This is a genomic window from Legionella antarctica (genome assembly GCF_011764505.1).
Lineage (GTDB): Bacteria > Pseudomonadota > Gammaproteobacteria > Legionellales > Legionellaceae > Legionella > Legionella antarctica.
In genome coordinates this window covers 2,428,782-2,452,425 of the sequence record NZ_AP022839.1, presented here as the reverse complement: position 1 = coordinate 2,452,425, position 23,644 = coordinate 2,428,782, and the positions used below count along the sequence as shown (strand labels likewise).

Genomic DNA, 23,644 nt, shown 5'->3' with positions numbered 1-23,644 from the left:
AATCGCCGGGTAAGTGTCTGCCACTGAGCCCGGACTAATCCGAGCCGCGCGCGTCAGCAAGCGGAATTATCTCGAGATGCTTATGTGGTGCATGGAACCTGCCGCACTTTAAGTAAGATTAATTCAGCCAATGATGGCATTTCAAATTTTTTAGTCACCCTATCGTAAATATACTGATAAACGTTAACTTTCAGTTTTCTGGCCGTCTGTACAATCGTGGCAAACGTATCCTTTGATTTGGTGCCATTTTGGGAGACCGTTTGGAGATTGATGTCGCGTATCCTTGCTTGAAACCGTGTCCCTAATTCAGAGGCATTGTTGTGCAATGGCAGAAATGGATGGTCTAACACCAATAATAACGCTTGTTTTTTAGCACGTGTCTTTGCAATGCGTTGATCTAAAACATCATAGCCTGTCGTGGTTGCGAACAAAGTATCAAATTGCATTGATAGTTGTTGGGCCATTGATTGAGATGGAGCCGTCTTGTAAGTCAATAATGCATGGTAGAAATCCCATAATTGCTCAAGAAATACAGCCAATATATTCTGATTCATATCTGAGAATGGAGTGAGTTTTTTATAATGACGACCTTCATGGATCCAGCACAGCGCATGATGTAGGGCCAATTTATTAAACTGAGGCGCATCATCTGTCATTAAATAATGGATGAAGTATTTCGAGTGCTGATAATAGGCAAGAGCTGCTGACTCAAGAATTATGCGTCGATTCGTGCTGTGTTTTTTTGGATTTGGAAAAAGTGTTCCCATCAAACTATCGATTGATTCACGTGTGAGGGGTTGTGCATGCAGCATTGGTTTAATTTGATCCAACCATTTTTTTGCGAGACCAAACTCATCCATTAACTCATAAGCCTCCTGATTAAACATAAACTTTAATTGGTCTCGACACAGCAACTCCAATAAGGTCAAGCGATCTTTTTTACGACGAGTGAAGTATGCTGTAAAAAAGTCATTACATAAAACATGGGTGTAGTGATTTTTGCCGTTAACACGACTGCCTGTGTCATCCATCTGCTGGTACAAGCCTGCGTTGCTACCGGCATCGACAATATCTTCTTTTTCCTGATGAAAAATATCATTGCCTTCTGTCAGCATGGAAGCAATTTTACCATGTGATATTTGAATACCACATGTTTTTAAAAAGCGCTCAATGGCGCTCTCCGTCATCCCTGCATCACGGTATAATGTGATGACCAGCGCTTTAACCCCAGGACCAAATTCACTGCCCTTATATTCGCCAGGAATCGGCGCAATAAAGGTTTTTTTCAAAGATGGTGAGTAATACGTTTCCAGCTTGAATTCAACATTATCCGTGATGATTTTTAGATCCTGGATGATTCGAATCTCAAAACCCTTGAACTTGGCGTCATCTGGCAGCGTTGCTTTGTCCAGAGCAATCGTAACACGTCTATCAATACGTACGTTTTTTTTGTCTTTGCCTGTGTTTTTATTGTTCCCTTTACCACGTTTATTGCGATCTCCTTCAGATGAATGATTGGAATTGCCTGTATTATCGCCATTGCTACCTTTGGATTGACCGCGAATATTAGGTTTGCCCTGTTCACCCTTAAGGCGGTTTATCTCATCACGTAATACTTGGTTTTCCTCTCTGAGCAAAGCATTTTCTTCGGCAAGCATTTCGACCAAATTAACCAATACCTTAATGATAGTCACGGCCTTTTTGTCGGCAAGACTATCGATATCTTTTGTTAACTCATCTAAAACTTGTTTGATTTCTTGGCGTTTCATCATCTACCACTGCGTTACTAATGCTGATACGGCAATCATAACATGACTTTTTTTGAACGCATTTTTCGAGTTTTAACGCCACTAAGGGCTAAGAAAAAATCTGACCTCAGGAGGGAGATGTTTTATTAGTGAAAGGGGCTACATTGTGATCTTGGGGATCTTAGGGCATGCATATTGCATGACTTACGTTTGATATGGAAAAACATCAGTTTTACAGAAAAACCGTGTCAATAGGTATTTTGAATATTTTTAAAGAATTCCGCTTGCTGACGCGCGCGGCTCGGATTAATCCGGACTCAGTGGCAGACACTTACCCGGCGATTCTGACAGGATACGTAAAACTCATCTTGCAAAACAATATCCGTGTTGGGTTGGTTATTCATTTAAATTACTCCAAATAAACTTGTATGGTGTTTCTTTTCATGTGGCATAGGGTTTAGGAGCCTATTGCATAATCCGCACAGGCAAACCAGATTAAAACATGAGCTCCATTTTAGCGTTTGTTCAAGAGAAGTGATGCGCGTAGTCATTTCTAATTTTAAACTTAAATCGCCAGAAAAGTAACAGGACACTAAAACCTGCACCTAATACCATTCCCCACCAAAGACCGGTTCCCCCCAAATTCAGACGAGTTGTTAGCAGCCAACCAACAGGTAAGGCAAGTCCCCAAAAACTGATAATTGAGATAAATAAAGTAAAACGGGTATCCTTCAATGCGCGGAGAGCACCAAAAAGAGCAATTCTCATGGCTTCAAACAGTTGAAAAAAAGCAGAAACTGCTAACAATTGAGTTGCAAGTTGTACCAGTTCAAAATTATCGGGATTGTGGACATCAAAATCAATTGAAATCAATGTTGAAGGAATACACCAATACAAACTGCCTATGATGATCATGAGAAATGCAGACAGGAAAACACCCACGTAGCAGGCTCGCTCTGCTGAAACTATATCCCTGGAGCCTAATAAATGACCCATACGCACAGTGATTGCTTGGGCAATGGAGAAAATGAGAGACATCAGGGTTCCCATATACTGTAAAGCAACTTGATTCGCTGCGAGTAGTTGACTGCTTAAAGAACCCATTATCAGAGTTAAAGCAAAGAAAAACCCTACTTCAACACAGTACATGATACCCATGGGGGCGCCTATTTTTATTAATTCCATTATATAGGATCGCTCCGTGAACGATATTAAATAGTGTAGATAGGATCTGTAGTGTTTGTTGAGGACCACATAGATAGTCAGGAGGAAAAAGGAGATCCAGTAGCTGATAGAGGTTCCCCATCCAGCTCCAGCTATTCCAAGGGCTGGGAATCCAAATTTACCGAAAATCAGAGCAAAACTCAAAAACAATGTAAGCGAGACAGAAAGGATACTAAACACTAAAAGAACTCGGGCATGCCCTAAACCTACAATAAATTCCAGAAGGGCAAACATTAGAAAATTCGGTAATAGTCCCCAAGCCAAGGCATGCAAGTAAGATTGAGCAAACTGAACTACAGACGGATTTTGTCCAAACAAGATGAATATGGGTGACAAGTTCCAAAATAAAATAAACGAAGGAATGGACAGAATGCAGGCCAGCCATACTCCGTCTCTCACCACTAAAGAAATTCCGTGCTTATCTTGTTCCCCATATTTATGGGCAACCAGAATATTAATAGCACTTAATATTCCAATGAGTATGACAATGAAGGTTCCAAATAACCAGCTCACAAGAGCTCCTGCAGCTAATACTTCTGAACCTAACTGAGCTAGAAACATGGTTTCAAAAAAATAGGTGGAAGATTGCAGCAAGCCAGTCAGAGTAAGAGGTATTGCCAATAACAATAATGGATAAAAATTTTTTTTGAACAATTTCATTTTAGAAAGTTCCAACAGATGGATAATATTTAAATAAGAATTTAAAGCTTAGCTATATACGGTGATCGTACCAGTTAGATCTCAAAAATGCTCGGGCTCAGCCAAATAATAATAACAAAATTCAGTCATTATGCTTTAAAATAACCAAAATATTCAACGAGAATAAAATGAGTATTCCATTTGAAGAGCTAGTATCACTGCGGTTTGAAGCAAGATCTACCGCCCTGTCGTTTATTCCAGAGTATTCCCAATCGATAATGTTAATTTCTTCTTTAGTCACATTTCGATTATTCCCCCTTTAAATGTAAGGGATGAAGAACATGCAGTAAATAAAAATTTAAGCAAACCTAATCAGGTTTTGTATTGGTTTCAAATGCGCATTCCCCTGCGTTGGGAGAATGCATACAAATTACCCTATCGTGTATGAGGGAGATGAAAGCGTAGATTGTTGTTGCTCATAAAAACTCGGCCAGGCTTGAATAAACATTTTTAAATTTATATTTTCGATAAAGGGCTTGCCTCTTATATTCTCATTGGTAACAGGATCAGGAATAGGGAGCGTACTGCCCCATGTTGGCACATCACTTTGTTTCGATTTTATCCATTGTTCTATAGAATTTTTTTCGAATGAATGTCCACTGGGGCTTAATACCGGACTATCCATCTTACTCAATAAGATAGGATCCAGAATATCAAACTCTACTTTTTTAAGTTTGGTCAAATACTCTTCTGGTTTTAACGAAGTTGCAGCAACATAATTAATGATTGTCTTAAGTTTGATATTTGGATAAAAATCAATCTTTTCCTGGAAAGAAGGAGATTGTTCCAATAAACTGGTGCGCTCGTAAGTAACTCCATCAAGGGCTGTAACAGGATCCTTCATTAGTTTGGCCTCACCTGTTTTTTGCGTTGCCAAAGGACATGAAAGAGCCATAAGTATCCTTTCAGGTAACGTAACTGTTGTTGGTTCCAATTTGAAACTATGACCAACCGATCTGACATGATAGTCAGAGTAGCCTTTTGTTTTTGTTTCTTCATCTATTTTAGGGTTTATTCTGTTTTCTGTATAATAACCATCATTGGACAATATCTTTAATAATCCAGGAAGCTCAGTCCCTGCGTTTTCCTCAGTCACTTTAATGAAACCACCTGTTTGTTGGACAAGGGTGTTGAATTCGATAGTTTTTGGATTGTGCCTATTGGATATCCATCCCTTATCTACTGATAACATATAGCGTGACGCTGTATTTGCTTGCCACTGAGATGATGAAGTATTATAACTAAGGGATTGAACTGTCAGCAAGCCCTCAATCCGACTCTCCCGTATTAACCAAAAATGACCGCCTTTTTCTTGTAGATTAAGAATCATCGGAGAAAATATCGGTGATTTTTTTAATAATTCAATTTTACTGAACAGAATTTGAGTTGTTGCTTTAGGATCCATCTTGTCATAGATAAAAATATTGGCATCTTGTGTAATAAATTCAACTTTTTGTTCCATTTTCTTCTCCCTGTAGTCAAGTATCGTAGTTATACTAAGTGCCATAATAGGCTATCAATTCGATCTATAATTGTCAATCAGCATCCAATTTTGACCCTCAAACCGCATCCAAAATTGACCCTCAAAAACATATCACATTGATTATTTACTTTACTGTTTTAGCTTCGATTTTTAAAGCGATAACTTTCATTTCCAGTCTCAACAATAGAGCAATGATGAGTCAATCTGTCCAGCATGGCTGCGGTCATTTTTGTATCACAAAACACCTTTGGCCATTCACCAAAATTTAAGTTTGTTGTAATGATTAATGATGTTTTTTCATATAATTTGCTAACTAAATGAAACAACAGAGCTCCGCCCGCTTCAGAAAATGGTAAATATCCAAGCTCATCCAGGACAATAGCATCAAAATTTTGCAGGCGATTAGCTAGCCGTCCTGTATTAACTTGTTTTTTTTCTTGTTCTAATTTGTTGACCAGATCAACAACATTATAAAAACAAGCCCGCTTTCCTTGCTTAATTAAATTAGTTGCTATAGCAATAGCTAAGTGCGTTTTACCAGAGCCCGTGCCACCCACAAAAATAATATTGCGCCCAGCATCAACAAAGCTCCCTGCGTGCAATAAACTTATTTCTTCTTCATTAACAGGATGTTGCGTAAAATCAAATTGGCTTAAATTACGATTGACCGGGAATTTTGCGACACTCAGTTGATAATTAATAGCACGCGTTTTGCGTGTTATTTGTTCTGCTTCTAATAGCATAGATAACCACTCATAATGAGTTAGTTTCACCAAAGGCTTCGACTCTTCATAGGCTAGCAACCTATCTAACATGCCTTGTAATTTTAATATCTTAAGCAACTCAGATAATTTAGTGAATGGCATGATTTGCTCCCGTTAAGAGTAAATTATATTTATGACAATTACTTGTGGGTTCTTCCTTTAAGATTAATCCAGCGGGCATTGTCGTTGCTTGAGGAAGTGCTGTAGGCCGTAATCGATGCAACGCATTAAGAATATAATCACGGCTAACCACCTGCTCTGTTAGCGCTAATTCACAGGCTACACTCACCGCCTCAATGCCATGCTCACTCATTGCCAACAGCACCTCAACGCATTCTCTGTCACCACCACGGCGCTTCATGAGAATGCTTTTGATTTTTAAAATGGCTGGTGGTAATTGCCAGTCTTTGAATGGAGCACCATTGCGTAATGCCCCTGGCTTGCGCTCCAGTAAAGGTAAATAATGCCATGGATTAAACAGTGTTTTATTGCGGCCAAAGGTGCGTTGGTGGCAACCGATGGACTCATTACCTGAAAATACCTCTATAGTTAATGCGTATATCCTGAGCGTCACCATCTGGTTGGCATAGGCACAATCAACGCTATAACGATTTCTATCGCAATGAATCAAGCAGGTTGAATGTACTAGAGTTGAAACTTCTTTATACCCATCAAATGGATGATTTAACGCTCTAAAATGAGTTCTTTCTTCTTGAAATACAGCGTCAACAGTTAGTTCTTGTTGTTCTGGGTGATGCCTTTTCTCGGCCAATAATTGGCATTGCTGCTGAAGATGTTCATTTAATAACGACAAGGTTTCATATTTAAGACGTGGTTTAAATACCCAGTCACGTACATTATCAACTTGATTTTCAATCTGCCCCTTTTCCCATCCGGCTGCGGGATTGCAGGCTGTAGGTTCAATTAAGTAATGATCCATTAATGCCAAAAATCGCCGGTTAAAAGCACGCTCCTTACCCTTGAAAACACTATCTACCGCCGTTTTCATGTTGTCATAAATACCTCTTAGCGTTAAGCCACCAAAAAATTTGAAGGCTAAATTATGCGCATCAAATAACATTTCTTGAGTTTCTCGAGGATATGCTACAAGAAAAAATTTACGGCTGTAGCTTAAACGAAATTGAGCTACTTTGATTTTTTGAACAACGCCTGCAAGCTCTACAGTTTCTTCACTCCAATCAAACTGATAGGCCTCTCCGGGATGATAGTATTGTGGAATATAGGCTTTTAATGACTCTCGACTCGTACAGCGCCATACTTTAACAAAACGCTGGACACTATCATAAGAACCGCAATAGCCACTTTCTTTTAGTTGAGTGTAGTACTTCATTGCACTACGGCGTTCCTTTTTCGATAACTTGTGGTCGTTGTTCAACCATGATACCAACGTCTCTTTGAAGATATTCAGTGCAGGTAGTGGTTGAATGGAGCGTTGATAATTTTTCCCAGACTTTTCTGCTCGGATTACCCGTCTAACTGTATTACGCGATAATCCTGTTGTGCGAACAATTTCCGCAATAGTTAATTTTTGCACATGAAACATGCGCCTAATTTTTGCTTCTGTTTCCATGATCAACATCCTCTAATTCCCTCTAGATTATTAAAATCTAGAGTACACGTTTTACTCGATTTTAGAGGGTCAAAATTGGATGCTGATTTACCCTAAAAGGGGGTCATTTTTGCATGCTGATTTACAATCTATAATGACCAAATACAGATCATAATGATATTAAACTGAATTAAATTAACACTGGATAAATTAAATGTACACAATTATCTGACTAAAGATTCTCAGTAACAGATATCGATTATTATTTATGATTGCACTTTTCTATTTGTGTCTCTGAATCATTTACTGCAACCTATTTTACGTATTGTTGTTCTTGAGTGTTTTCTGTATATCAGTAACGAGTGGATTGCTTTTGTATTATGAGCACACTTCATCTTTATTATAAAATATGCTTGACCATTTGGGATTTAAATAATACTTTTAGTTTCCTTGATTTACACATTGATGTTTTCTATGAAGATATATTTTCCTGATATAACGTTTAATAATGTTCCTCCGCTGCCAGCCAAGGAAGCGAGGAACGAGCGAGGCTGGTAGTCCCTGGTAGCCTTAGAGCCGGATGTTTTGCCGCAGGCAAAATATAAGGCATCCGAAAAGGCGTCAGTCATTGGGGTAGCGTTGTTTTTGAACCCCGAATGGGGTGAAAAAACAAGCGGACACAGGACGGCCAGGGCCGCCGGAGGCATACTTGTCGCGTTTGCGAGTCGATTTCAGCCATGGATGGCTAAAATCAATCACGAGCTTAGCGACACTATCGTCATTTGGGACTATAATGAAAAAACGAATAGAGCCACGTGCACGTTTCTGTCTACAGAAAAAGTAGAGAGCATTTATGATGTTTTGTTGCAATTAAGCAGTAAACAGTTTCCTGGGATATTGCTTACTTCGGAAACGGCAATTATTGAAAACGTCTCTTCGTTTACCCACACTTACCCATCAAAGCCTTTCTTGTCTAAACTTGTCAGTAGATCCTCTTTATTGAATTTGCATGCCGAAAAAGATAAGAACAGTATCAAAGTTTATGGTCCTGATAATATAGGCGCGGTTTTCTGGACACAAAAAAAGGTTTTTTAAGAGCTATTCTTCTTAATACAAAGAGGAGAATAAAATGTCTAAAAAGCGAGCTTATTATACGGCGGCCAAGAAGGCAAAAATAACGCTAGCTGCGATTGAGGGGAAACTCACACAAGCGCAAATTACCAGTGAATACGGTGTTCACGCAACGCAGGTAAAAACTTGGAAGCAATCGGCCATCAAAGCCATTAACGATTTATTCTCTGGGGCTAATGAAAAAGAAGCCAAGTCCCAAGAGCAGCTTGTTGAGGCATTATATCAAGAAATTGGTCGACTTCAAGCGCAGCTATCTTGGCTAAAAAAAAAGCATGAACTTTAGTCTGGATGAAAAGCGCGTCATGATTGATCCTCTTGCCGAGCTCACCATTCGTGAACAATGCTTGCTATTAGACTTGCCTGTTTCAAGTTATTATTATAGTGCCAAGCCCATTTCTGTCGAAGATGAAGCGCTTATGGCGCTACTTGATGAGCACTATCTGCAGTATCCATGTGAAGGTAAAATTAAGCGGGCAAGATGGCTGTCAAAAGAAGTAGGCTATCCTGTTGGTAAACGTCGAGTAAAAAAGTTGATGGAAATGATGGGGTTATCGACTGTTTACCCAAAGCCAAATACAAGCGTTCCCAATAAGGAGCATGAGGTGTTCCCTTATTTATTAAAAGAGGTGGATATCACCAAACCAAATCAGGTTTGGGCCGCAGATATCACCTACATCCGCATGAAAGGAAAGCATGTGTATTTAGTAGCTATTATGGACTGGTATAGTCGTTATGTGATTGGATGGGCTATTTCACCTACTATGGAGGCTGAATTTTGTATTGAGGCGCTTAGAAACGCTTTGCTGCATTCGCGTTGTGAGATCTTTAACACGGATCAGGGTTCTCAATTTACCTCAAAAGATTGGATAAATACGCTAAAATCTCACCACATTTCTATCAGCATGGATGGGCGAGGACGTTATTTAGATAATATATTTATCGAGCGATTGTGGCGTAGTGTTAAGCAAGAAAAAATCTACCGGTATGATTTTGATACAATTGAAGAGGTTGAGCTGGCCTTAACGGAGTATTTTGAGTATTATAATAACCGAAGGCTTCACCAGTCCTTTAATTATTTAACGCCCGCAGAGGTGTATTATGGCCGGAAAAGACCATAAACCCTAAATGAGAGCGTCATGACTTACCCACAAGGCCCACAGGCCTATACGAGAAAGTGAAGCTCTCCTGACCTGTGGACTTGTGGATAAGTCATTCTGATAGAGTTGTGGTAAAATGACCTAAGACAATTCGTAGTAGCAATCACTATTCATACGGTATTGAGTAGGTTTAAATAGGTTAATTTGAGTGAATTTTTAACTATAAATGATGGATGAATAGCTCTTATTTTTCCTTAATTTTGTTCCAGACATGCGGACCCATATCATGATGCACAAGAGCCACCAATCAGGAAAAGATCAACCAGTGGACGAACAGTTACAGAAACTGATTATGTTGAACCAATCCGCACCAGACTTGAGTCGTCTGCAGAAAAACTCCCTCGTTTCACCTCAAGTAAAGCGTTAAGTTACAGTAGATCTCCAGTTTCAGAAAGTACAGGTTACTCAGCACACTCCATATTTGAATTACCAAAAAAATCTTATGATTCGATATTACTTGATGATTTAATTATTAAGCGAGAGGATCCCGGTCTTTGGGGAGATACTGTAAGCTATAAGAGCTATTTTACGAATAAAACGGAGCAAGATCGTGCAGAACGCACAGAAACTCATTTGAGGAATGAATCTTCCTTTTATAAAGAGAATCAATACCTCCTTAATGACTCTATTTGCCCTATAAAATCGGACATTATTAATCTTGTAGAGCAATTACTTCAAAAAGAACTTAATCCAGCATACCAGGAATGGATAAAAGTACAGGGTGATAAATTAACCTCCAAAATTTTGAGGGAGCTATTCAAATATTTGCGTCATGCTATATTGAACACGATGATTAATGAGACCTTTAATAACTGGACTTTGGCCATTTTCCAAAACCTGCTATGAGATAATTTAAAACCTCAAGCAATATATCGAACCCAATTCTACTCACCTCGCCTCAACCATAGCATGGAATTCGAAATGATAAATATAAATTCACTATGTACTTTTTTTGTGATACTGGTTATAATATGTGAATTATTATTAAGAGAGAATGGGTATGAAAAAATCAATCTACGATTTACCTTCAGAGATAGGAAAGGAAATTTCGGGTCACCTACCTTCGATAAAAGCCAAAACGAATGCTATATTAGATAAACATACCCGAACCTTATTTCAACCCCCTGCCATTTTATCCAAATTCCTGGAGTTTGTGGCTCATGGAAAGCAAGACCATGCAGAAAAAATATTTACAATAAGGAAAAAAAATCCCCACCAGCTCCAGGAGTTATTACTTGAACGAGGCACAGTGACCGACTATTCAGGTCGAACCTTTACCAATATTTCAGCGTATGAATACGCTTATTGGGCAAAGGACAAGCATATGTGCCGGATGCTTGAATCGCATATGGACGAGAATACAAAAGCGGCGATGCTAAAGCGCTGCGAAGCGATAGAGAGCAATGGGTTAACCTATAAGCAACATGGGGTCGAGGTTAAGAATTCAAAGCATTTTGACTTAACCCCACTCAAAACAGCACTGAACAATTATATTGATGGTTATGATAACTGGGAGAGCTCCCAGAATTGTGACGCCATGAAGGCGGCATGGATGGAGGTTGGAAAAGAGCAGCGCGATGTTCCAGTCCATGTGGCTAATGAATATTGCCGTAAAGACCGCTCGTTTGACCCAACACCTCAGTTTAATGAGGACAAATTACCCCGTAAGTTAGCGTTCCACAATTATAATACAAACAAAGGCGAATCGTGGTTCCCCTTGGTTATTTCTGATTCTTCCGGGCTTGCGGTTGATTTTGCATTAATTAGGGCGGGGCGTGGGGTGGGCGCGGCGGGGCCGTGGGGGTTGGACGCTTTCGGCGGCGCCGGATGATTTGGCGGCTATAATCCGCCTTGATGAAGTAAGAACATTAGATCTCACGCAGTCGCGTAAAAACCTGGAGCCGACAAAACCTGGGCTTGAGATTGATAACCGTATTTTTTAATGGCGTGCGTGAGCAGACCGGCGGCATAGGCCGCCGGGCTAAAATCCCAGCACACATTTAAAAACCATTCAAGTAGCTCCTGGTACTGCCAACTTTCTGTTGTTCTTACCCACCACATGACCCAGAGATGTAGGTACCTTCTGATCTTTTTGGGAGACACCCCATCTTTGACCATAAGATTAATCTGCTCTCGTGCTTTTCGTAACGTCCTTGCGTGCGGGACAATAGTGTCAAGCCCAGGCGTTTGATGATTAATTGCAATCTCTGTACCCCCCCCCACAATGAGGTTAGATTTTGCGCAGTACCCGCCGGGATAACTGCTCTATCATTTGCCTGTATCACATGGGTGTTATCCTGGGTTTGCGTCCCAGGATAGTGTATTCCGAGAAAGTGGAATCCTTTCTCAATGTTGCCTATGCGTGTCTTTTTGCGCGATAAACTGAGCCGTCTTTCATGCAACACCTCCATCATGCGCTGTTTGCAACGGTTAAGCTGACGGCTGGTTTGGCACAGAATAAGAATGTCATCCTGATACCGGATATAGGTTACATCCATCGAATTGAAGGCATCATCCAATGGCTTTAAATAAATGCCACTAAAAAACTGAGACAGCGGCCCACGTAGCGCAATTCCCTGATCGGGATTTTTATATCCGCGAGGGGTTTCAATGGGATTGATAATAATTTGTTCTAGCATGGATTGGACATTGAGATCGTTATAGTGCTTTTTGATATCTTGAATCAATTGGTGATGCGGGATGGACTTGTAAAACGATTTGATGTCAGCGCGGATGATGTATTGTGGTTTTTTTTCCAAAAGCACTTGCCGGATACGCCGCGTGGCAAGCCGTACACCACTTGGTCCATGAAGATGGTAGCAATTGGGGTTCATCACGTAAGGGAAGGTAGGTTTTATTTGTTTGAGCAAAATATTTTGGAAAATCCTGTCCGATAAATGCAGCTGATCAACCATTTCATCTGGAAAATAATGGCGCTTAAGATGGCGCGGTGTATAGCTGCCATTCACCATGGATTCAACACCCCGCACCAGCCAATCATCTATTTCTCGTGCCATGAAATGCACGTCGTGATTAGGGTTTGCATGATGTTTTTGTTTGTGAATTTTGGCGAACAACTTGCGGCCAATATTCACCATGTCGGCAATACTCCATCGTTTCATGTTGATTTTTGTTCTGTATGTTCGTGGTGTGAGGCCAAGAGCGGGATGACTCCTATTTAAAAAAATTGCTAAAGCGGATAAAGCGAGTATCTTGATGTTCGCAAAAACAATAAGGTACAAGGAGTTGCTCAACAATGACACCCGAGATTATATCCGTTTTAGCTGCTTTTGCACCTTTATTTACACGTCCTACCTGGAACAATATCAATACGCTTTTCATTGGTGCCATCCTTTGTCGAGGGGCAAGGCGTATTACGAGTATTTTACGTGTTATGGGCTTAAGCGAGGTTAAAAATTTCTCAAAATATCATCGTGTATTGAGTCGTACACAATGGAGTGGTTTAACTGCCAGCAAAATTTTATTTGGTCTTTTAATCACACTGCTTCCTGAATCATGGCCCAAGATTGTTGCTGTTGATGAAACACTGGAGCGCCGACGCGGAAAGAACATCAAAGCCAAAGGAGCATACCGTGATGCTGTTGCGTCCAGCCAATCACGGGTGGTTATTTGTTTTGGTTTGAAATGGGAATGCATGACCTTGATAGTACCGCTTCCTTGGTGTAAAAGACCATGGGCTTTGCCTTTTATGGTTATCCTTTCACCATCAAAAAAGTCAGATGAGGCCTCAGGAAAAAGACACAAAACATCGATAGACTGGACCATACAAATGGTGCGTTGTGTCAGCCGATGGTTGCACCGTACCCCTTGGATTTTGGTTGGTGATGGCGCCTATGCTTGTATGGCCCTTGCAAAAGTCTGTATAAAAAATGGTGCAACACTCATATCCAGAGTACGAATGGATGCGCAGTTATTTGAATTTCCTGAGGTCAAGCCAGCGGGAAAGCGTGGAAGAAATCAAATTAAAGGACAGCGTATCCGGCTCAAGGAATTACTAGTAGATACTAAGACATGGGATACACTTCAGGTAAAGTGGTATGGTGGTGAACAAAAAACTATTGAGTGCTTAACCTTTGAATGCCTATGGTATCATGCAGGCGTTCCACCAATAAGGCTACGCATAGTGCTTGTTAAAACACCCGATGGTAAGAATGAGGCGGAGACATTTTTCAGCACCAATACGGAAAATTCACCGACACAAATTATTGAGTGGTTTGTTTTACGCTGGAACATTGAAGTTACCTTTGAAGAAACCCGTGCCCACTTAGGCATTGAAACACAGCGTCAGTGGTCAGATAAGGCTATTGCAAGAACTACCCCTCTGCTTATGGGACTACTTTCGATATTGGTACTGGTTGCCATTAAAATGCATGAAACTAAAAAATTGTTAGTGCAAGAAACTACATCATGGTATGACAAAAAGGGCGAGCTCACCTTAGTCGACATTATTACAGCCATAAGAAGATCAATCTGGGTGAAGATGTATTTTTCAATGTCTAAAAATTACGAAAATAATACGGATTCTTTAAAAATAACCGAAAAAACTGCTAACTTATTGATTTATCAACTGGCTTTGGCTGCATAATTGGCTAAAGTCGAGTCAATAGTTCTCGATTTTTCGCTGCTTATAAAGATCCTCAACATGCGGCTTACAGAAATGAGAATTTAGCTGGCGCGATCATTCATCTTTGCAAAGGATTTGCTGAAGAAGTAATCGTGAATATGGTACCCTCTGATGAATACAAAATTTAATGCATCAATTATAACCCATCATCCTATACTTAATCATGGTTGGATGATGGGTTGTTCATTTTTCAGTTGCTTTACCTATTAAAATATAACGCACCATATCGTTCCAATCTGCCGAGTCACCGCAAAACAGATTGGCTTATGAAATCATTTTACCAGACGGTAAGTCAATCAAGGATAAAATGAGTCATACATTGTATTGTACTGGCTTCTTCTTGTGATAAAATCCTGCTTAAGTTAACACTATTCAATGGCTTTTGTCGTTTGCATCGTGCTTTGCATAACATCTGCTGTTACTATGAAAATTGCTATCGTTTAAAAGCAATTCGAATGGATTTGCAACGATCAGTGATGTAAAGTAGCGCAAACAGTCTTCGAGGATGAGAAGACTTTAACAGGTATTTACAATCATTAGACCTCTTGCATAACCTATCTAAAGCTCAAAATTATAAATTCCTGCAATCAAATTAAATCTCAAACCAAATCGTCTTCGTCTATTTCGGTAGCGATCAGGCCTGGTTTAAAACGATTTGGCCGAGGGGAGTGGCATAATGAAAAATATAAATTATCGAGCAAGGCCAGCTTGGGTAAATTTCATGCAGCAGTCAATCAAAGTCATTATTTTGAAGCCTGCACAGTGACTGACCGTTTTTGTCATGATGACCTCAGAAATCCCCTCATATTAAATTACACATAAAATATCACTCCAAACTCCATGTTGTTCAAGTAAGCAATTAAATACTTTCAGTAAATTTTCTTTTTCTTCATCTGTAAAATGGCGGAAAAAATCATAGTAAAACATTCCCTGCCGTATAAGAGAGTGGGTTCTTGTTTTTACGGTATTTACTTTTAATTTGCGATCATAATCTAATTGCTCTCCAGCGGCTCCCAATAGAGTAAACAGCACATAGGCCATAGCAATGACAAGAAGAAGTCTATCTCGCCGCTCAGGTGATTTTATGTGGGTATGGCCAAGTCCTAACCCAAAACGCTGGTCTTTAATGTCACAAAAATAAGGCTCAATTTTCCAGCGTTGGCCATATAGGTTGATGATTTCACGTATCCCTTATCTGTGCAATTACTAACAAGATATCAGGCATCTTTCATATTTTTTTATTTGGTAATAATTATTTGTTCAACTGGAAATTCTTCCTTTGTAAGCTTTGCTTGCTTAATATTTAAGGAACGGCCATCAGTGCGAAGCCATTCTTTTGCTTTCTTTGTTGTTGATTTTTTACTGATGATAGTAGTAGATGATTTTAAGCGAATAACATAGCTAAAACCTAGCTCTCTCTCAATAAAGTCAAAGAAGCGGTATGATGCAAATCCACGATCTGCAACAATAGTTACTTTTACTCCAACTGGCATTACTGACTTTAAACGCGTTAGAATTTGATCCTCATGATGACCTTGATTATGTTTAAGGCGATTATTCTCAACACTCTGCCAGATTAATGGTGTTGCCCGCCCATGATTAGTTAATAAATTTAGACAAAGAGTCTTTTGTTCATCGTGCCAAAAGCTAGTCCAGTCCAGCGCAACTTCGATTTCTTTGCGATCACCTATAATATAAGGAACCCAATTTCGAGCGATATCCCATATTTTAAGCTTTTTATTATTGAGAAGTCGGTCAATTTGTTTTGTGTTTTGACGGTTCTAGTGGGAGACTTGGTTAAGCTTGCGTTTTGCTTAATTGATTAGTTGTACTCTTCAATCCGCCACCGTTTCTGGTACACTTCATAAAGACGTTCGGCACTACTTAGCATGTCATTAGAAACAAGATAGAGAATTCCTGTTGAACCGTTTTCGTTTTTGAATATTTTTTTCAGGAGCCTCACTGGGAAGTCTAGGCCTTTAAGCCAGACTGTTTGGGCTGCATCCTCTTCAACATCTAATGCTCTTACTTGTTGGTACCGTCCGTTTTTGGCATCGTTTTCAGATAAGGCTAATGTTCGGTTAGACTTGATTCCAATGATAAACGACTTTTGAAGGTCTTTATGGATGTGAACCATATTGGCCTTCGAGCCAAACCAGTTGTCCGCCAGAACATAATCAAACATCACCTTGTTGGTAATGGCCTGGGCAATCAGGTTTTGAAATAATTGATTCTTAGTCACTGAGGACTTTCTTCTCGTTTGTCTGGTTTTAATATCACAATAAGCGATATCTTTTTTAATCACCTCATATCCTATGGGTAGGCTGAAGTCAGCGTAGCGAACCATGCACGACAAGATGTTTATCCCTTTGAGTACAGTCCCTTTAGCATGAGAGTAATGCCAGCAATTCACTTCATTCTCATCGGTGTAAGGTTTTTCCTCAATGGAGTCATCAAGAATCAATACTCCACCAACTGTTTCTTGCGACCTAACTGGCTTTTTTACATAGCACCAAAGTGATTTTGAACCAAAGTCCTCAAGACGAAGAAATCGGGTTACTTTGTCATGAGCAAATGCTCCATCAACCAAATCAGACAACCCTGTAGCTGTCGCATATTTATTTTGGAAAATTAAATAATCACTATAGAGATCAAGCATATCCATTGAATCCCTCCCTAAAATTAAGGGCGGAATTCTAATGCTTTTTGTTCAATCTGCAAGTCCATGTGCGTAACATGAGTTATTAATTTCAGTTATGAAACAAGGGGCGTGCTTAAGGTGAGTGAGGTATGGTAATTAATTTATTTTTATCAATTTTAATCCCAAAAGATCCAGACAAAAATCGATCCTTAAAATGAGGTTCCTCTTTATGATTATCAGGCCTTCTCCATTAAATTGTGTCTTGAGATCATAGTCCCCATCTATGACCAAGTGTCAAAAATCATCTGGTGCGCCCACAATTGCCTGTGGTTGAGTTTCCTTTAAAAGATTTTGAATGGACAGGAAAAAAGCCTGCTTTTTATCAATCTTCAGAAACTACGCAACGATGTTTCTGTCAAAATTGTGGTGGATATTTAAACGTCTGTATAATCATTACTTCATTAAATAATGCCAATCTAATAATTCCAAGCGAAAAGCATAGTTATAGGGTTAGTGCTCCGATATGGTGGAAACCTCATGTTTTAAAATAAAACAGATCTCTTAAGTCGGTTGGCTGTGCCATTGCTCCCCAAGCCCGATGGTATAAAAGATAGTAAGATCCATTCTTATGGAATTTGGCTATTTATCAAGTAAGTTCTTGACGCACCTTCAGAATGTGGTAGAATATATCCGATATGTTTAATTTTTGTCCACAGGTGATGGTTTCTATGTCTATTCAATTGCAACATTTTACCCGCCAACTCTTCAATTCCTATAGATCATTTTATTGTTGTTGCTGCTAATTAAATCTTTTTTTACTCTTGATTATATTTTATTTATTCGTTCTAAGGACCTAAACATGTGTGCAGTACATCAATCAAAGAAAAAATCCATTTTTAGTACCCCTATGATTTATACCTTAATGATAGGTTTAGGTATTGCCAGTGGCATGTCAGATATCGCTTTTCTGAAAGGGATTGGGTTATTGGTTTCAGATTTATTTATAAAGATATTTAAATGCATCAGTTTACCCATAATTTCTTTATCTATTATTGTTACTCTTGCCAATTATAAAACTGAAGGGTTTATGAAGAGTATCTGGCAGCGCACTATAAGATACACTTTTGCAACTACCCTTGTTGCAGCAGCCATTAGCTGCATACTCTATATATTGATTCACCCAAGTTCTGTTCAGGTAACTTTAGATGCTAATGTTTCACAATCAATGAACAATATTGGCTACTTAGGGTATTTGACTAACATTATACCAACTAATTTATTATCCCCTTTTCTCGATCAACAAGTGATGGGCGTGTTATTGCTGAGTATAGTTATTGGTTTTGCTGTTCGTCAGATTCCCGAAGAAGACTCCCGGGAGACTATTACACGTTTTTTCCGTGGTGCGCATGGAATGTTTTTAGTTATGACCCGCTGGATCATCACTTTAATTCCTTTGGGTTTATTTGGATTTATTACTTCAACAGTGGTTCAACTGCGCTCTGGCATGGATATTAAAGGAATAGGTCAATATTTATTGATTATTGTTTTGGCTAATTTGGTTCAGGGTTTTGTCATATTACCACTTTGGTTAAAGATGAATGGGATTAAGCCTTTTAAAACCATGCGGGCAATGATCCCGGCATTATCTGTAGCTTTCTTTTCCAAATCGTCGGTAGGTACTCTGCCTGTAACCATGGATACCGTGGAGAACAACTTACAGGTTAAACCACAAATCAGTCGTTTTGTTTTACCTTTATGCACCAGTATTAATATGAATGGCTGTGCTGCGTTTATTTTTGCTACAGTCATTTACCTGATGCAAAATCATGGCATGCCTGTGTCTTTTGCTACTATGGGCTTATGGGTCTTTGTTGCGACTATAGCCGCCATTGGGAATGCAGGTGTTCCCATGGGCTGTTTTTTTCTTAGTGTGAGCCTGCTATCGAGCATGAATGTACCGATTACCCTGATGGGTGTTATCTTACCTTTTTATGGTTTAATCGATATGTTAGAAACTGCTTTAAATGTTTGGTCTGACGCTTGTGTAACTAAAGTTGTTAATGATAAAGCCGTTGCTGTAGAGGACGTAAAACTCAAACCCAGAAAGTCTTCTCTATTAGAAGCTGAATTAGGATAAGTATCTTACAACAGTTACTTAGGAATACAGGAAAGTTAAAGAAGCGTATCTTTGCTCAATAGTCTTTTTCGGGCCAAGGTCCATAGCCGTCAGGGTAAGCAGTTCTAGACGTGTCTATCCTCGATCCGTTCGGGCTGAGGAAGCGCTTTAGCGCTGTCTCGAAGCCTTTCCGGTCTTGGAGTAGAAGGGCTTCGAGACGGCGTAAACGACCCCTCAGCCCGAACGGTCTAGATAGTATGTTTTCATCGAAAAATCTTTATAATAAGTAAATATCTCTTTAGCCTGACGGCTATGGTTCAAGGCTCAGCCTACAATTATTCCTTAACTTAATGATCCTGATTGCTATACCGTATTGTTTCTTAGCCAAGTAATATTTTTTCGCAAATAGAAAAATAAATAGCTTCTAATGAATGTAAGTCGTTTAAAGAAACCCATTCATTGACTTGATGAATACTGGCATTAACAGGACCTAGCTCTACAACTTCGACCCCGTAAGGAGCGATAAAACGTCCATCAGATGTTCCACCATTAGTAGATAATTCTGTCTCTTTTCCTGTTTGCTCCATAATGACTTGTTTGCAACTTTCAAGCAGCAAGCCTTTATCTGTCAGGAAGGGTTTACCGTTTAATCGCCACTCTATTATAGGACTAAGTTGGTAATGGTTAAAAATGCTTAATATTTTTTCTTTGAGTAAGTTTTCTGTTTGTTCCGTTGAATACCTTAAGTTTAAGTGCAAAACCAATTCTCCAGGAATGATATTTCCTGCATGACCTCCAGAATGGAGATGAGTTATTTGCAGGGAGGTAGGGGGAAAGTAAGCATTACCCTTATCCCATTCTATTGAAGTTAAGTCTGCTAAAACAGGGCTTATCATGTGGATAGGATTATCTGCCAAATGAGGATAAGCCACATGTCCCTGTTTCCCGTGTAAACTGACTTTCGCGCTGAGCGAGCCGCGTCTGCCTATTTTAATTACATCACCGATTTGATTACTGCTTGAGGGTTCGCCTACGATGCAATAATCAATAGAAGTACCTTGATGGTATAGTTGGTCCATGACATAAGGAGTTCCTAAATTAAACTCATCACCCTCTTCACCACTGGTTATAAGAAAACCTAATCGTCCACGAAATGAGGGATACGTTTTTATAAACCGTTCTGCCATGAGCAACATACTGGCAAGACTTCCCTTCATATCAGCAACACCACGCCCATAAAGCATCCCTTCTTTTTCTTCTAATTCAAAGGGATCAGTATGCCATTTGCTAACTTCCCCTACGGGCACTACATCAGTATGGCCAGCAAAAACCAATAAAGGGCCGATTTCACCATAGCAGGCAAAGAAATTTGATACAGGGCCTTGATTCATTTGTTGACAGGAAAAACCTAATTGGTTGAGAAACTGGATCATAAAGTCCTGACATCCGGCATCGTTGGGGGTGATGGAAGGAAAACTAATCAGTTGCCTCAGAATTTTTTTCAAATCCGTCATGTTAATTGCCCCTAAGCAATTCATTAATGCTCACTTTAGCACGCGTTTTTTCGTCTACTTGTTTCACAATTACCGCACAATATAAACTATGACTTCCATCTTCGCTGGGTAAGTTTCCTGCTACAACTACAGAACCTGCGGGAATTCGGCCATATGTTATTGTTCCTGTGAGTCTGTTATATATTTTAGTACTTTGGCCTAAAAATACGCCCATGGATACTACGGAGTTACGCTCAACAATAACTCCTTCAACTACTTCAGAGCGTGCACCAATAAAGCAATTGTCTTCAATAATAGTTGGATTGGCTTGGAGTGGCTCTAAAACCCCACCGATACCAGCACCACCTGAGAGATGAACGTTTTTTCCTATCTGAGCGCATGAGCCAACCGTAGCCCAGGTATCCACCATTACGCCTTCATCAATATAGGCACCAACATTAACATAAGAGGGCATTAATACGGTATTTTTAGCGATATAAGCCCCGCGTCTTATCATCGCATGAGGAACAACTCTAACTCCTGATTGTTGGAATTGCTCATCGGTATAGCCATTGTATTTAAGGGGTACTTTGTCATAAAACTGACAAAATCCGGAGTCTATTACTTGGTTTGGGAATAGTTTAAAAGATAAAAGTACTGCTTTTTTTATCCATTGGTGAACAATCCACTCTTTATTTATTTTTTCTGCTACTCGATATTGTCCATTGTCGAGACAAGAAAGCACCTCATCTATTGCTGCTATTAACTCAGGTTTGGCCGTATTCATCGACAGGGTTTGACGATGTTCAAAAGCTTCCTCAATAATGATTTGTAATGAATTCATGTTTTATAGTCCTATTTTATTATTTCAATGAAGCAATCAAGTCGTCTTTTACTGCCCATTGCTGATTTAGCCAATTTTTAAAATCCGCTTGAGTTTGGTCATCATCGAGTAATTTTGACGAGGTAAATTTTTGTGGGATAGGGAGAATTCTGATATTTATCTTTACAGTTTTAACTCGTTTGCAAAGAAAATCCCAAAGAGAATGAGCCTTATCAGGATAGACGATAGTGACGTCCAGTAAACTGCTAATCTGATGTCCCATCGAGCTGATAATGAAACTGATTCCACCGGCTTTGGGTTTTAGTAAATGGGTGTAAGGGGATTTTTGTTGTTCTTTTTTAGCAGTAGTATAGCGTGTTCCTTCGATAAAGTTCATGATAGAGGCCGGAGTTCTCTTAAAAGTTTCTATGGCTTTGCGTGTGGAAATTAAATCCTTGCCTTGCTTGTGTGGTTTTTTAGCCAAGTATGCCTTGCTGTAACGTTTCATGAAAGGACAACCCATTGCCCACCAAGCAAAGCCGAGCAGTGGCACCCATTTTAACTGATCTTTGATAAAAAATTTTAAAACCGGGATTTTACGATTAAACAAGCGATGTAAAATAACTATATCAAGCCAGCTTTGATGATTGGCAACAACCAAATACCAGTCTTTACGTTTTAAATTATCTAGACCAGTTATCTCCCAATTTATTTTCTGTACTTTATCAATATAAAGGTTATTCACATCACACCAGAGCATTGAGATGGCGTCTACACATTGAGTACATAATACCTGCCATCGTTTATTGGGCACTACCTTCAGTAAACCAATAAATAGAATGGGAATGAAACAAAGAATGGTTGTTATAACAAGAATTAATAGGGCAAGAAGAGCATGAACTTGCCCCTTGTTTTTTATTTTTTTCATAGTAGGTAACTCCAATACAGTATCAATCAGGCCAAGGCATGTTCCAAGTCGGCTTGTAAATCGCCAACATGTTCTATCCCTACCGAGAGTCTTATAAAACCGTCTTCTATTCCTAATTGCCTGCGCTTATCGGCAGGAACAGAGGCATGGGTCATAATTGCCGGATGCTCAATCAAGCTTTCCACGCCGCCAAGACTCTCAGCCAAAGTGAATAATTCACAACGAGCTAAAAATCGTTTAGCTCCCTCCAGACCTCCATCTACCACTATGGAAATCATTCCACCAAAATCATGCATTTGTTCTTTAGCTAATTTATGTTGAGGATGACTCTTTAGTCCGGGATAGATCACCTTTTTAACTTTGATTTGATGGCTCAGCCAATTCGCTAATTGGTTTGCATTTTCGCAATGTCTTTGCATGCGCAGTGACAGTGTTTTCAAACTGCGTAATACAAGAAAACTATCAAAAGGCCCGGCAATCCCACCGCAAGAGTTTTGGAGAAAAGCCATTTTTTCTATTAGCTCCTGGTTATCACCGACTACGACCACTCCACTTATTACATCAGAATGACCATTGAGATACTTTGTAGCTGAATGAAGAACAATATCAAATCCAGCTTCCAGGGGGCGTTGAATCCAGGGTGTTGCAAAGGTGTTGTCTGCAACTGTAATCAGCTTGTGTTTTTTGGCAATTGCTGCGATTGCTTGCAAATCCGCTAGTTTTAACATGGGATTTGATGGTGTTTCTAACCAGATTAACCTGGTTTTCGGAGTAATTGCTGCTTCAATAAGGTGGGGTTCTGACATATCAATAAAAGAAAATGATAGATTTGATGTTCGGGTTTTAACTTTATCAAATAATCTGAATGTACCCCCATAGAGATCGTCCATGGCAATAACGTGATCCCCAGCATCCAGTATATCAATCACTGTATTAATGGCTGCCATACCAGAGGCAAAGGCAAATCCTCGTTGCCCGGACTCCAAACTGGCAATACATGCTTCATAAGCAAATCGAGTGGGATTTTGAGAACGTGAGTATTCATAGCCCAGATGCTCTCCTGGAGCGCTTTGTTTGTAAGTAGAAGTTGCATAAATAGGGGTCATAACAGCCCCGGTACTGGAGCAAGGCTCTTGACCGGCGTGAATTGTACGAGTATCAAAATGACTGGCTTTCATTTCTATTCCTTTTAATAGTTCAAATTCAGCAGGGGCAAACAAGA

Annotated in this window: 21 protein-coding genes and 2 pseudogenes; 8 read left to right on the top strand and 15 right to left on the bottom strand. The window is 39.6% G+C overall.

Features of this window, described 5'->3' with window-relative positions; all coding sequences use genetic code 11:
- Positions 1 to 80: 80 nt before the first annotated feature.
- From HRS36_RS11620 to istA, 6 genes are all read right to left on the bottom strand, one after another.
- Positions 81 to 1,772, bottom strand: a complete 1,692-nt coding sequence (locus HRS36_RS11620; protein ID WP_173235423.1) for an IS66 family transposase — start codon at positions 1,770 to 1,772, stop codon at positions 81 to 83.
- Positions 1,773 to 2,273: 501 nt separating this feature from the next.
- Positions 2,274 to 3,632 carry an MATE family efflux transporter gene (locus HRS36_RS11615; RefSeq protein ID WP_173237442.1) on the bottom strand — a complete coding sequence of 453 codons (1,359 nt, stop codon included), beginning with the start codon at positions 3,630 to 3,632 and terminating at the stop codon, positions 2,274 to 2,276.
- 121 nt (positions 3,633 to 3,753) lie between these two features.
- Complete coding sequence (locus HRS36_RS11610) at positions 3,754 to 3,912, bottom strand: hypothetical protein (protein WP_173237441.1); 159 nt, start codon at positions 3,910 to 3,912, stop codon at positions 3,754 to 3,756.
- A 129-nt stretch (positions 3,913 to 4,041) separates the two neighbouring features.
- Complete coding sequence (locus HRS36_RS11605) at positions 4,042 to 5,133, bottom strand: U-box domain-containing protein (protein ID WP_173237440.1); 1,092 nt, start codon at positions 5,131 to 5,133, stop codon at positions 4,042 to 4,044.
- A 158-nt stretch (positions 5,134 to 5,291) separates the two neighbouring features.
- Entirely contained in the window at positions 5,292 to 6,020 is a 729-nt protein-coding gene (gene istB, locus HRS36_RS11600) for an IS21-like element helper ATPase IstB (protein WP_173235816.1), read from the bottom strand.
- Positions 6,007 to 7,518, bottom strand: a complete 1,512-nt coding sequence (gene istA, locus HRS36_RS11595) for an IS21 family transposase (RefSeq protein WP_197933184.1) — start codon at positions 7,516 to 7,518, stop codon at positions 6,007 to 6,009. Before istA ends, istB begins: the two co-directional genes overlap by 14 nt.
- A 555-nt stretch (positions 7,519 to 8,073) precedes the next feature.
- Here istA and HRS36_RS11590 point away from each other — a divergent pair.
- The 5 genes from HRS36_RS11590 to HRS36_RS11570 all read left to right on the top strand — a co-directional run bounded on the left by HRS36_RS11590 (position 8,074) and on the right by HRS36_RS11570 (position 11,607).
- Positions 8,074 to 8,583: a hypothetical protein gene (locus HRS36_RS11590; RefSeq protein WP_173237439.1), complete on the top strand. Its 510-nt coding sequence runs from the start codon at positions 8,074 to 8,076 to the stop codon at positions 8,581 to 8,583.
- A 34-nt stretch (positions 8,584 to 8,617) separates the two neighbouring features.
- On the top strand, positions 8,618 to 8,902 hold the full coding sequence (locus HRS36_RS11585; protein WP_173235475.1) for a transposase: 285 nt from the start codon (positions 8,618 to 8,620) through the stop codon (positions 8,900 to 8,902).
- Entirely contained in the window at positions 8,892 to 9,737 is an 846-nt protein-coding gene (locus HRS36_RS11580; RefSeq protein WP_173235473.1) for an IS3 family transposase, read from the top strand. Before HRS36_RS11585 ends, HRS36_RS11580 begins: the two co-directional genes overlap by 11 nt.
- Positions 9,738 to 10,002: 265 nt before the next feature.
- Positions 10,003 to 10,143: a hypothetical protein gene (locus HRS36_RS11575; protein ID WP_173237438.1), complete on the top strand. Its 141-nt coding sequence runs from the start codon at positions 10,003 to 10,005 to the stop codon at positions 10,141 to 10,143.
- A 633-nt stretch (positions 10,144 to 10,776) separates the two neighbouring features.
- On the top strand, positions 10,777 to 11,607 hold the full coding sequence (locus HRS36_RS11570; protein ID WP_173235463.1) for a hypothetical protein: 831 nt from the start codon (positions 10,777 to 10,779) through the stop codon (positions 11,605 to 11,607).
- A gap of 44 nt (positions 11,608 to 11,651) precedes the next feature.
- On the opposite strand, the gene HRS36_RS11565 is transcribed toward HRS36_RS11570, so the two are convergent.
- Both HRS36_RS11565 and HRS36_RS11560 read right to left on the bottom strand, forming a co-directional pair.
- Positions 11,652 to 11,837 carry a hypothetical protein gene (locus HRS36_RS11565; RefSeq protein WP_173235382.1) on the bottom strand — a complete coding sequence of 62 codons (186 nt, stop codon included), beginning with the start codon at positions 11,835 to 11,837 and terminating at the stop codon, positions 11,652 to 11,654.
- Positions 11,825 to 12,898, bottom strand: a complete 1,074-nt coding sequence (locus HRS36_RS11560; RefSeq protein ID WP_173235461.1) for a reverse transcriptase/maturase family protein — start codon at positions 12,896 to 12,898, stop codon at positions 11,825 to 11,827. Before HRS36_RS11560 ends, HRS36_RS11565 begins: the two co-directional genes overlap by 13 nt.
- A gap of 134 nt (positions 12,899 to 13,032) precedes the next feature.
- Here HRS36_RS11560 and HRS36_RS11555 point away from each other — a divergent pair, with 134 nt between their 5' ends.
- Positions 13,033 to 14,382 (top strand): IS701 family transposase, encoded by a 1,350-nt coding sequence (locus HRS36_RS11555; RefSeq protein ID WP_173235460.1) that lies wholly within the window; start codon positions 13,033 to 13,035, stop codon positions 14,380 to 14,382.
- A gap of 681 nt (positions 14,383 to 15,063) precedes the next feature.
- Positions 15,064 to 15,231 (top strand): annotated as a pseudogene (locus HRS36_RS19070) (IS5-like element ISLlo3 family transposase); the annotation flags it as partial.
- On the opposite strand, the gene HRS36_RS18870 reads toward HRS36_RS19070, so the two are convergent.
- The 3 genes and pseudogenes from HRS36_RS18870 to HRS36_RS11540 form a co-directional block, all read right to left on the bottom strand.
- Entirely contained in the window at positions 15,229 to 15,549 is a 321-nt protein-coding gene (locus HRS36_RS18870) for a hypothetical protein (protein ID WP_420814332.1), read from the bottom strand. The pseudogene HRS36_RS19070 and the gene HRS36_RS18870 sit on opposite strands and share 3 nt — an antisense overlap.
- Positions 15,550 to 15,659: 110 nt before the next feature.
- Positions 15,660 to 15,938, bottom strand: a complete 279-nt coding sequence (locus HRS36_RS18865; protein ID WP_338033750.1) for a transposase — start codon at positions 15,936 to 15,938, stop codon at positions 15,660 to 15,662.
- A gap of 209 nt (positions 15,939 to 16,147) precedes the next feature.
- Positions 16,148 to 17,086 (bottom strand): annotated as a pseudogene (locus HRS36_RS11540) (IS701 family transposase); the annotation flags it as partial.
- A gap of 835 nt (positions 17,087 to 17,921) precedes the next feature.
- On the opposite strand from HRS36_RS11540, the gene HRS36_RS11535 reads away from it, so the two are divergent.
- A complete protein-coding gene (locus tag HRS36_RS11535) occupies positions 17,922 to 19,199 on the top strand; it encodes a dicarboxylate/amino acid:cation symporter (protein ID WP_173237435.1) in 1,278 nt (425 codons plus the stop codon).
- A gap of 359 nt (positions 19,200 to 19,558) precedes the next feature.
- Here HRS36_RS11535 and dapE read toward each other — a convergent pair whose 3' ends face one another.
- The 4 genes from dapE to HRS36_RS11515 are packed head-to-tail and all read right to left on the bottom strand — an operon-like array spanning position 19,559 to position 23,600.
- Positions 19,559 to 20,692: a succinyl-diaminopimelate desuccinylase gene (gene dapE, locus HRS36_RS11530; RefSeq protein WP_173238514.1), complete on the bottom strand. Its 1,134-nt coding sequence runs from the start codon at positions 20,690 to 20,692 to the stop codon at positions 19,559 to 19,561.
- A 1-nt stretch (position 20,693) separates the two neighbouring features.
- A complete protein-coding gene (gene dapD, locus HRS36_RS11525; RefSeq protein ID WP_173237434.1) occupies positions 20,694 to 21,515 on the bottom strand; it encodes a 2,3,4,5-tetrahydropyridine-2,6-dicarboxylate N-succinyltransferase in 822 nt (273 codons plus the stop codon).
- Positions 21,516 to 21,534: 19 nt separating this feature from the next.
- Positions 21,535 to 22,422 carry an acyltransferase gene (locus HRS36_RS11520; RefSeq protein WP_173237433.1) on the bottom strand — a complete coding sequence of 296 codons (888 nt, stop codon included), beginning with the start codon at positions 22,420 to 22,422 and terminating at the stop codon, positions 21,535 to 21,537.
- Positions 22,423 to 22,448: 26 nt separating this feature from the next.
- Positions 22,449 to 23,600: a trans-sulfuration enzyme family protein gene (locus HRS36_RS11515; RefSeq protein WP_173238513.1), complete on the bottom strand. Its 1,152-nt coding sequence runs from the start codon at positions 23,598 to 23,600 to the stop codon at positions 22,449 to 22,451.
- Between the last annotated feature and the right edge of the window lie 44 nt (positions 23,601 to 23,644).

What these genes read in the sequence shown, in the direction of transcription:
- HRS36_RS11615 (WP_173237442.1), bottom strand. Translation starts at nt 3,632, where the DNA reads ATGAAATTGTTCAAAAAAAATTTTTATCCATTATTGTTATTGGCAATA.
- HRS36_RS11585 (WP_173235475.1), top strand. Translation starts at nt 8,618, where the DNA reads ATGTCTAAAAAGCGAGCTTATTATACGGCGGCCAAGAAGGCAAAAATA.
- dapE (WP_173238514.1), bottom strand. Translation starts at nt 20,692, where the DNA reads ATGACGGATTTGAAAAAAATTCTGAGGCAACTGATTAGTTTTCCTTCC.
- HRS36_RS11515 (WP_173238513.1), bottom strand. Translation starts at nt 23,600, where the DNA reads ATGAAAGCCAGTCATTTTGATACTCGTACAATTCACGCCGGTCAAGAG.
- HRS36_RS11555 (WP_173235460.1), top strand. Translation starts at nt 13,033, where the DNA reads ATGACACCCGAGATTATATCCGTTTTAGCTGCTTTTGCACCTTTATTT.
- HRS36_RS11570 (WP_173235463.1), top strand. Translation starts at nt 10,777, where the DNA reads ATGAAAAAATCAATCTACGATTTACCTTCAGAGATAGGAAAGGAAATT.
- istB (WP_173235816.1), bottom strand. Translation starts at nt 6,020, where the DNA reads ATGCCATTCACTAAATTATCTGAGTTGCTTAAGATATTAAAATTACAA.
- HRS36_RS11620 (WP_173235423.1), bottom strand. Translation starts at nt 1,772, where the DNA reads ATGATGAAACGCCAAGAAATCAAACAAGTTTTAGATGAGTTAACAAAA.
- HRS36_RS11560 (WP_173235461.1), bottom strand. Translation starts at nt 12,898, where the DNA reads ATGAAACGATGGAGTATTGCCGACATGGTGAATATTGGCCGCAAGTTG.
- HRS36_RS11575 (WP_173237438.1), top strand. Translation starts at nt 10,003, where the DNA reads ATGATGCACAAGAGCCACCAATCAGGAAAAGATCAACCAGTGGACGAA.
- HRS36_RS11520 (WP_173237433.1), bottom strand. Translation starts at nt 22,422, where the DNA reads ATGAAAAAAATAAAAAACAAGGGGCAAGTTCATGCTCTTCTTGCCCTA.
- HRS36_RS11605 (WP_173237440.1), bottom strand. Translation starts at nt 5,133, where the DNA reads ATGGAACAAAAAGTTGAATTTATTACACAAGATGCCAATATTTTTATC.
- HRS36_RS11565 (WP_173235382.1), bottom strand. Translation starts at nt 11,837, where the DNA reads ATGTGGTGGGTAAGAACAACAGAAAGTTGGCAGTACCAGGAGCTACTT.
- dapD (WP_173237434.1), bottom strand. Translation starts at nt 21,515, where the DNA reads ATGAATTCATTACAAATCATTATTGAGGAAGCTTTTGAACATCGTCAA.
- istA (WP_197933184.1), bottom strand. Translation starts at nt 7,518, where the DNA reads ATGTTGATCATGGAAACAGAAGCAAAAATTAGGCGCATGTTTCATGTG.
- HRS36_RS11535 (WP_173237435.1), top strand. Translation starts at nt 17,922, where the DNA reads ATGTGTGCAGTACATCAATCAAAGAAAAAATCCATTTTTAGTACCCCT.
- HRS36_RS11580 (WP_173235473.1), top strand. Translation starts at nt 8,892, where the DNA reads ATGAACTTTAGTCTGGATGAAAAGCGCGTCATGATTGATCCTCTTGCC.